Origin of the sequence: Intestinibacillus massiliensis (genome assembly GCF_900155735.1) — a bacterium.
Lineage (GTDB): Bacteria > Bacillota > Clostridia > Oscillospirales > Butyricicoccaceae > Intestinibacillus > Intestinibacillus massiliensis.
In genome coordinates this window covers 705,824-713,317 of sequence record NZ_LT707059.1, presented here as the reverse complement: position 1 = coordinate 713,317, position 7,494 = coordinate 705,824, and the positions used below count along the sequence as shown (strand labels likewise).

Genomic DNA, 7,494 nt, shown 5'->3' with positions numbered 1-7,494 from the left:
TTTGTAATAATAGATAGTGCGTGCTAATAGTGACGAGGGTACACCTGTTCCCATACCGAACACAGTAGTTAAGCTCGTTAACGGTGACAATACTTGGCTGGCGACGGCCCGGGAAGATAACGCAGCGCGCACACTAAAAAAGGAAGACGGTAACTTCGGTTACCGTCTTTTTGTATATTTAGATACACGGAGGGAATTGTTGTGAAAAAAGTTTACTTGGCCGGATACGATGTTTTCGCCGCGGATGCGGTGCGGCGGGGCGCGCAGATGAAACGTGCCTGTGCGGAACGCGGTTTTATAGGGCTGTACCCTTTGGACAACGAAGCGTCCGACCCAAAAGAAATTTTCACAGGCAATTTGGAACTAATCGAACAGTGTGATATCTTGATAGCCAATTTAAATAGCTTCCGTGGCGCAGAACCGGACAGCGGCACATGCTTTGAAGTTGGTTATGCTTATGCAAAGGGAAAACGTATTTACGGATACCTGGAAGATTGCCGTACCATGCGTGAAAAACTGGGTGAATGGGACAGCGATGGTTTTGCAGTCGAAAACTTTGATATGGCGGTCAATTTGATGCTAGGCTGCTCCGTAGTGATTGTACAGGGAAAGTTGGAGGATTGCCTTCGGCTCGCTGCGCAGGAGGTATAATGTAAGCGGTTCTTGGGGAAGCTATGCGCGGTGATATGATTATGATGAAACGCATAGCTGGCCTGTTTGCCTGCGGAAGCGCAGGCTATGCAGCGCTTGAAATTTTATGGCGCGGATATACACATTGGACGATGGCGCTGACAGGCGGCGTGGTATTCAGTGTGATGGCGCCTGTCCGCAAATCCCTGCAGGGTGTTTCCTGGGTGCAGCGCTGTGTGGCGGGTTCCGCATTGATTACAACGGCGGAGTTTATTGTGGGATGCGTCGTGAACCTGCATTACGGCCTTGGGATTTGGGACTACTCTAGGGAGCGTTTTAACCTTTTGGGGCAAGTGTGTGCGAAATATGCGGCGCTTTGGTTCCTCCTGGCTGCGCCTGCAATGGGCCTTTCCACCAGGATTTCCGGATTGTTGGAAAATAAATAAAATACTATTGCACTTCTGGGGCAGACAGGGTATAATGGCGGAGGTGAAAGCCACGGAAATGGGGTTTCAGGATGCTGATTGCGCTGGATGTTGGAAACAGCCACGTCAAGGTTGGCGGGTTCAACGGGGACGATTTACAATTTGTCGCCTCGATTGAAACGGACGACCGGCAGACGGGGGAGCAGTATGCCTGCGCGCTCAAAGATGTTTTTGGGCTTTACGGCGTAATGCTTTCGGAGATCCACGGCGCAGTGCTCTGCTCGGTGGTTCCCGGCATGCATCCGATTATGTCAAAGGCGCTCCGATTCCTGACCAATGGGCCGATTTTAAATGTTTCCTCCGGCGTAAAAACCGGCTTAAACATTAAAATCGACCAGCCGCGCGCATTAGGCAGTGACCTGGTTGCAAACGCCGTTTGGGCGATGCATACCGGACAGACGCCGTGCGTTGTGGTGGACATGGGCACGGTTACGACCTTTACGGCGATCGACCGGGACGGCGTCCTTGTTGGCACGGCCATTGCGGCCGGTGTGCGGATTATGCTGGACGCGGTAAAACGCAGTGCGGCACAGCTCCCGATTGTCCAACTGGAAGCGCCGGCGCATGGCGTGATCGGTAAGAATACGGTGGAGGCGATCAAGGCGGGCGCCGTTTACGGTGCAGCGGCCATGATCGACGGCATGCTGGCGCGTTATGCGGATGCGTTTGGCGCGGCGCCGCACGTATTTTTGACCGGCGGCGCTTCGGAAGCCATCGCACCCTACCTTCAAACAGAAGCGGAGTTAGACCCGTACATCACGTTACGGGGATTGTATCTGATCTGGAAGAAAAACCGCGGCTGACCCTAAAATTTGCGCTGTACCCGACGATAGGGCGGGACGGCAGCAGGAGGAAAAGTACATATGGAAAACACATTGACAAGGACACGGACAGGCCTGCGTTCCACCCGGAAGCTGGTGCAGCTCGCGCTGCTTGCCGCGATTATCGTGGTGCTGGCAAACACGCCGCTCGGCATGATCCAGTTGCCGATCATCAAGGCGACGACAATCCACATTCCCGTAATTTTGGGTGCGATCCTTCTCGGGCCGCTCGCAGGCGGTATTTTGGGCGGCGTATTCGGCATTTGCAGCTTGATTTCGAACACCACTGCGCCGACGCTTCTTTCCTTCGCTTTTTCGCCGTTCATGAGCACGACAGGAATCCCCGGCATGCTCAAGGCGCTTTGGATCAGCATTGGCTGCCGTATCCTGATCGGCGTCGTTGCTGGGTGGCTGTGGCGTGCCTCCACAAAGATAAAGATGAAGGACTATGTCGCGCTTCCTTTGGTCGGTTTTTTAGGCTCTATGACGAATACCATCCTGGTCATGAGCAGCATTTATTTCCTGTTCGCGCAGCAATATGCGCAGGCGAAAGACGTTGCGTTGACAGCGGTATTTGGCCTTGTAATGGGTACGGTAACCGCTTCCGGTATCCCGGAAGCGATCGCGGCCGCCGTTTTAGTAGGCGTGATCGGCAAAGCGCTGCTGAAAGTGCTGCCCCGTGTAGAAAATTAAGTGATTTTGATAGAAGCAAAGCGCCTGCCATATACCGGCAGGTGCTTTGCGCTTTTGACGGAAGGGGATAAGCGGATGCATCCTATCAGGTTCCCGGAATTTGAAATTGAAGTCATCCGCAAGCGGATCCGGCGGATCAACCTCCATGTGACGCCGGAAAAGGTCTGGATGAGCATCCCTTATCGCGTCAGCAGGGAAAGTGCGGAACAGTTCGCGCGGATGCACCGGGACTGGATTTTAAAGCAGCGGGCGCAGCTCGTACGCCTTCCTGCGGAACAGGGAACGCCGGTGGCCGACGGGATGCAGCTCCGGTTATGGGGGCAAACGCTGCGTCTATACATTGTGCATGGGGACGGCGCGCCGGGGCTGCACAAGGAAGCCGAAGCGTTGTACCTTACCGTCCCACAAGGCGCAGGGGATGCGCAAAGCCAGGCGCTGCTGCATCATTGGTTCCGGGGAGAATTGGAGCAGGCGCTTCCGGGAGTGTGCGCACGGTGGGAGGCTGTGACCGGACGCCGGGCATTGGGATACTATATCCGGGATATGAAGACACGTTGGGGGAGCTGCAGCCTGAAAACAGGCCGTATTTGTATCAACCAGCGGCTGATCCATGAGGAACCGGCGTGCCTGGATTATGTGATGGCGCATGAGCTGACGCATTTGTATGTGCCGAACCATGGCCCGGACTTTTGGCGGCTCATGGATCGGTTCTATCCCAACTGGCGGGAGATCCGCAGGAAAATGAGGAAATAAGCCCCGGTTACTCCTTTTGGTAACCGGGGCTTATCCTTTTTCGAGCAGGGCGGCCATATCCCGGGGCAGGGGCGCTTCAAATTGCAGCGTTTCCCCCGTGAGGGGATGGGGGAAGCACAGCCGCGCGGCATGCAGCGCATGCCTGCTGATCTTAGTGAAGTCCGGGCAATACAGGAAATCCCCCGGCAAGGGGTGCCCGATGTGCGCCATATGTACCCGTATCTGATGTGTCCGGCCGGTCTCCAGCCATACGCGTGCGAGCGACAGGCCGGCTGCATCGTCCATGCGCTCAAAATGGGTCACAGCCGGCCGCCCATTCGGACGCACTTCACGGAGCAGCGAAGAACCAGGGACGCGCCCGATCGGCGCGTCAACCGTACCGTTGTCTGGTAAACGGCCTTTGCATACCGCGAGGTATTCCCGCCGGATTTGGCGGCGTCCCGCCATGCCCGAAAGCAGGCAGCCGGACAACCCGTTTTTTGCGAGCAGCACAAGCCCGGAAGTGTTTTTGTCCAAGCGGCCGATGGGACGGAAACAGAACGGCTCCCCGCGCTCGAGATAGCGGGCGGCAAGGGCGTTCGCAAGGGTCATCTCCCGGTTCCCGTGCGATGGGTGTACCGGCATGCCGGCGGGCTTATTAATGACGAATAGGTCTTCATCTTCATAAACGATCGCAAGCGGCTGGCGGACAGGGGTGACCGTGCCGCTGGACAGGCCTTCCCGCAGATTGATTTGCAGCACCGCGCCAGGGCGGAGGCGCGCGCAGGTATAGGCCGGTTCACCATCCAGCAGCAGGCCGCCGGGATCGCGTTTGAGCTGCACGAGCAGCGCGTGCGACAGCCCTTGTTTGCGCAAAAACTGTTCGACTGTTTTGCCCGCGTCATTTGGCGGAATCGGATAATTTACTGTTTTCATCATAAAATAAGTTTAGCAGATTTTGCTAAGCGGTGCAATAGAACTGTTGTATCAAAAAGGGAATGCGGTTATAATAGAGGTAATAACAAAGACAGGCAACAGGAGGATTTGTTTTGGATATTGTAAACGCGCTCACAAGGCTGTGCGAAACGCCTGCAGTGAGCGGATTTGAGCGGCAGGGGGCGACGGTCGCGGCCGAATTGCTCTCATCCTGCTGTGACAGCGTGGAGATCGACGCCTTTGGGAATATCGTAGGCATGCGGCGCTGTGGAAAGGAAAATGCAAAAACTGTTTTGCTGGACGCGCATCTGGATCAAATCGGGTTCGTCGTCACGGAAGTGCTGGACGGCGGCTTCCTCCGGTTTGCTGAGTCCGGCGGCGTAGACCCGCGGATGCTGCTCGGCTGTGAGGTCACCGTCTTAGCGGACGAGCCGCTGTACGGCGTCATCGCCTGCATGCCGCCTCACCTGATGAAGGCGGGCGAGCAGGACAAGGCGGTGCAGATTCATGAAATGCTGATTGATACCGGCCTGATCGAGGCCAAAACCCGTGTTAAAACCGGTACGCCGGTCGTGTTTGCCGAGCGCGTGTTCCAGCTGTCCAAGGGCAGCGTCACGGGGAAATGCCTGGACGACCGGGCGGGCATTATCGCGATCGCGCAGGCCATGGAAAAACTGGGCGGTGAGGAACTTTCTGTAGACGTTGCCGTCCTGATCAGCGTGCAGGAAGAGACGACCAGCCTCGGCGCGGGGATCGGCGCCTACCGTATCCGGCCGGATTTTGCCATCGCGGTGGATGTCGGCCACGCAAAAACGCCGGACGCGCCGTCTGATAAGACGTTTGAATACGGCGGCGGCGTCATGGTCGGTATGGGGCCGAACCTTGATACGCGCCTGACGCGCGCGCTGATCAAAACCGCCAAGGCGGAAGGGATTGCCTACCAGCAGGAGGTCATGGAGGGGCACACCGGGACGAACGCCTGGGCGATGCAAATCGCCGCCTATGGCACGGCGCAGGGCTTGCTGTCCATCCCGCTGCGGTATATGCATACGCCGATCGAGAGCATTTGCCTGTCCGACCTGGACAGCGTTTCCGACCTGCTATACCATTTCCTTCGGAATTTTGACGGGGAGGTGCGTCTGTAATGTTTGAATCCTTTCAGGCGCTGTGCGCGCTTCCAGGCCCGTCCGGCGCGGAGGACGCTGTCCGCGATTACCTCCGCAGCCAGGCCGCGCCCTATGCCGACGAAATCCTGACAGACCCGATGGGAAACCTGATGGTTTTCCGCAAGGGCAGGAAAAGCACGGGCAAAACCGTGATGCTTGCCGCCCATATGGACGAGGTCGGCTTTATCGTCAAGCGCATTACGGAAGACGGCATACTGAAATTCGGCTTTGTCGGCGGCGTTGACCCGCGCGTCGTGATTGGGCGGCGCGTGCGTTTCGGCGATACCATCGGCGTGGTCGGCATCAAGGCGGTGCATTTGACGCGCGCGGCGGAGCGCCGCACCATGCCCAAGACGGACGACCTGTATATCGATATCGGCGCGGCCGGCAAGGCTTCGGCAGAGGCGCAGGTCTCGCCCGGGGATTACGGCGTTTTCGATTCGGGCTTCGTGGCGTTCGGCGACGGCCTGATCAAATCCAAGGCCATCGACGACCGGCTCGGCTGCGCGGTGCTGCTGACAATCCTGCAGGAACAGCCCGCGGTCGATACCTGGTTCTGCTTTACGGTACAGGAGGAAGTCGGCACGCGCGGCGCGGCGACCGCTTGCTACCGGCTGAAGCCGGACGTATGCCTGGTGGTCGAAAGCACCACGGCGGCCGACCTGGCCGACGTCCCCGCGCATAAACAGGTATGCGCCGTGCGCGGCGGCGCTGTGATCCCGTTTATGGACCGCGGGACGATCTATGACGCAGGCCTGTTTTCCCTGCTCCGGGATGCGGCCGACCGGCGCGGCATCAAATGGCAGACCAAGCACATGGTCGCGGGCGGCACGGACGCAGGGCGTATCCACCAGAGCCGCGCGGGCGTGCGGGTCGGCGCGGTCGCGTTGCCGACACGGTATATCCATTCGCCGGCGTGCGTGGGCGCGGCCGAGGACATGGAGTGCGTCATGGCGCTTACCCGTGCATTTTTAGAGGAGATTGGAGAACGAGACGATGTCTAAGGTTTTTGAATATTATGAGAAAGTCGGCGGCGCGTTCGGCCCGTCCGGGCGTGAGGAGGCGGTACGGCAGGTGATCGCCGCGCTCGCAGAACCTTTTGTCGATGAAATAACGACTGATACCATGGGCAGCCTGATCTGCCGTAAAAAAGGCACGGGGCGTAAAATCCTGATGGCCGCGCACATGGACAGCATCGGCGTGGTCGCCACATATATTGATGAAAAAGGCTTTATCCGGTTTTCACCGGTCGGCGGCCTGTTTAAGGGCGACCTGATCAATATCCAGGTGCGGTTTGCAAACGGTACACGCGGCGTGATTTCCTATGAGGAAAAAACGCCGTTTAAGGATCTTGCAATGGAGAACCTGTTTATCGACGTGGGCGCGGCTGATAAGGCGGCGGCGGAGCGGCTGGTGCGTGTCGGCGACTTTGCGGTCTACGATGCGCCGCGCTTTGAGCAGGGCGATGCGATTTGCGGCCCCTATCTGGACAACCGGATCGGCTGTGTGGCGCTGCTCCTTGCCATGGAACAGCTGGTGGCGACCGATAACGACCTGTATTTTGTTTTTACCGTGCAGGAGGAAGTCGGTTTGCGCGGCGCAGGCCCTGCGGCCTTCGCCCTGCAGCCCGATTACGGCATCGCCCTCGATGTGACCGATACCGGCGACCTGCCCGAGCATAAATACCCTATGGCGGTGCACATGGGCGCGGGCCCGGCGATCAAAGTGATGGACAGTTCCGTCCTCTGCGCGCCCGCCGTGCGGGAGGCGCTCGCGCATGCGGCGGAGGAGCTTGCCATCCCGGTGCAGCAGGAAATCTTACAGTTCGGCGGTACCGATACGGCCGCCTTGCAGCGCAGCCGCGGCGGCGTGCCGTCCGGCGCGATCAGCATTGCGACACGGTATATCCATTCCCCAAGTGAAATGTGTTCAGTCAGTGATGTCGAGCGGGCAGCAGCGCTGCTGGCGCACACGGTCTGCACCATTTTGTAAAACCTATCCACCTATCGTTTGACAACAGGAGGGAAGACA

The 7,494-nt window shown here is 58.1% G+C and carries 9 protein-coding genes and 1 rRNA gene; 9 read left to right on the top strand and 1 reads right to left on the bottom strand.

Translation table 11 applies throughout. The annotated features are described in order from the left end of the window. Positions 1 to 16: 16 nt before the first annotated feature. The 6 genes from rrf (at position 17) to CZ203_RS11320 (ending at position 3,382) form a co-directional block, all read left to right on the top strand. A 5S ribosomal RNA gene (gene rrf / locus CZ203_RS11345) occupies positions 17 to 133 on the top strand. Between the two features lie 68 nt (positions 134 to 201). Next, positions 202 to 651, top strand: coding sequence for a nucleoside 2-deoxyribosyltransferase (locus tag CZ203_RS11340; protein ID WP_087066206.1), 450 nt, complete (start codon positions 202 to 204; stop codon positions 649 to 651). Between the two features lie 41 nt (positions 652 to 692). Continuing rightward, entirely contained in the window at positions 693 to 1,076 is a 384-nt protein-coding gene (locus CZ203_RS11335; protein WP_235847514.1) for a putative ABC transporter permease, read from the top strand. 71 nt (positions 1,077 to 1,147) lie between these two features. Beyond that, the gene (locus CZ203_RS11330; protein ID WP_087066205.1) at positions 1,148 to 1,918 is read left to right on the top strand and encodes a type III pantothenate kinase; all 771 of its coding nucleotides are present in this window, start codon (positions 1,148 to 1,150) and stop codon (positions 1,916 to 1,918) included. Between the two features lie 60 nt (positions 1,919 to 1,978). Further along, positions 1,979 to 2,629 (top strand): ECF transporter S component, encoded by a 651-nt coding sequence (locus CZ203_RS11325; RefSeq protein WP_087066204.1) that lies wholly within the window; start codon positions 1,979 to 1,981, stop codon positions 2,627 to 2,629. A gap of 75 nt (positions 2,630 to 2,704) precedes the next feature. Further along, a complete protein-coding gene (locus CZ203_RS11320) occupies positions 2,705 to 3,382 on the top strand; it encodes a M48 family metallopeptidase (RefSeq protein WP_087066203.1) in 678 nt (225 codons plus the stop codon). A 30-nt stretch (positions 3,383 to 3,412) separates the two neighbouring features. Here CZ203_RS11320 and CZ203_RS11315 read toward each other — a convergent pair whose 3' ends face one another. Then, positions 3,413 to 4,237 (bottom strand): RluA family pseudouridine synthase, encoded by an 825-nt coding sequence (locus tag CZ203_RS11315; RefSeq protein WP_235847513.1) that lies wholly within the window; start codon positions 4,235 to 4,237, stop codon positions 3,413 to 3,415. Positions 4,238 to 4,410: 173 nt separating this feature from the next. On the opposite strand from CZ203_RS11315, the gene CZ203_RS11310 reads away from it, so the two are divergent. From CZ203_RS11310 to CZ203_RS11300, 3 genes are read left to right on the top strand one after another with little or no spacing between them, the layout of a single operon-like run. Continuing rightward, the gene (locus CZ203_RS11310; RefSeq protein ID WP_235847512.1) at positions 4,411 to 5,442 is read left to right on the top strand and encodes a M42 family metallopeptidase; all 1,032 of its coding nucleotides are present in this window, start codon (positions 4,411 to 4,413) and stop codon (positions 5,440 to 5,442) included. Continuing rightward, positions 5,442 to 6,467: a M42 family metallopeptidase gene (locus CZ203_RS11305; RefSeq protein WP_087066201.1), complete on the top strand. Its 1,026-nt coding sequence runs from the start codon at positions 5,442 to 5,444 to the stop codon at positions 6,465 to 6,467. The genes CZ203_RS11310 and CZ203_RS11305 overlap by 1 nt, the downstream gene beginning before the upstream one ends. Beyond that, complete coding sequence (locus tag CZ203_RS11300) at positions 6,460 to 7,455, top strand: M42 family metallopeptidase (protein ID WP_087066200.1); 996 nt, start codon at positions 6,460 to 6,462, stop codon at positions 7,453 to 7,455. Before CZ203_RS11305 ends, CZ203_RS11300 begins: the two co-directional genes overlap by 8 nt. The last annotated feature ends 39 nt before the right edge of the window (positions 7,456 to 7,494 follow it).

Excerpts from the sequence above, each read along its gene's own strand:
- CZ203_RS11325 (WP_087066204.1), top strand. The coding sequence starts at position 1,979 with ATGGAAAACACATTGACAAGGACACGGACAGGCCTGCGTTCCACCCGG.
- CZ203_RS11330 (WP_087066205.1), top strand. The coding sequence starts at position 1,148 with ATGCTGATTGCGCTGGATGTTGGAAACAGCCACGTCAAGGTTGGCGGG.
- CZ203_RS11305 (WP_087066201.1), top strand. The coding sequence starts at position 5,442 with ATGTTTGAATCCTTTCAGGCGCTGTGCGCGCTTCCAGGCCCGTCCGGC.
- CZ203_RS11300 (WP_087066200.1), top strand. The coding sequence starts at position 6,460 with ATGTCTAAGGTTTTTGAATATTATGAGAAAGTCGGCGGCGCGTTCGGC.
- CZ203_RS11335 (WP_235847514.1), top strand. The coding sequence starts at position 693 with ATGATGAAACGCATAGCTGGCCTGTTTGCCTGCGGAAGCGCAGGCTAT.
- CZ203_RS11320 (WP_087066203.1), top strand. The coding sequence starts at position 2,705 with ATGCATCCTATCAGGTTCCCGGAATTTGAAATTGAAGTCATCCGCAAG.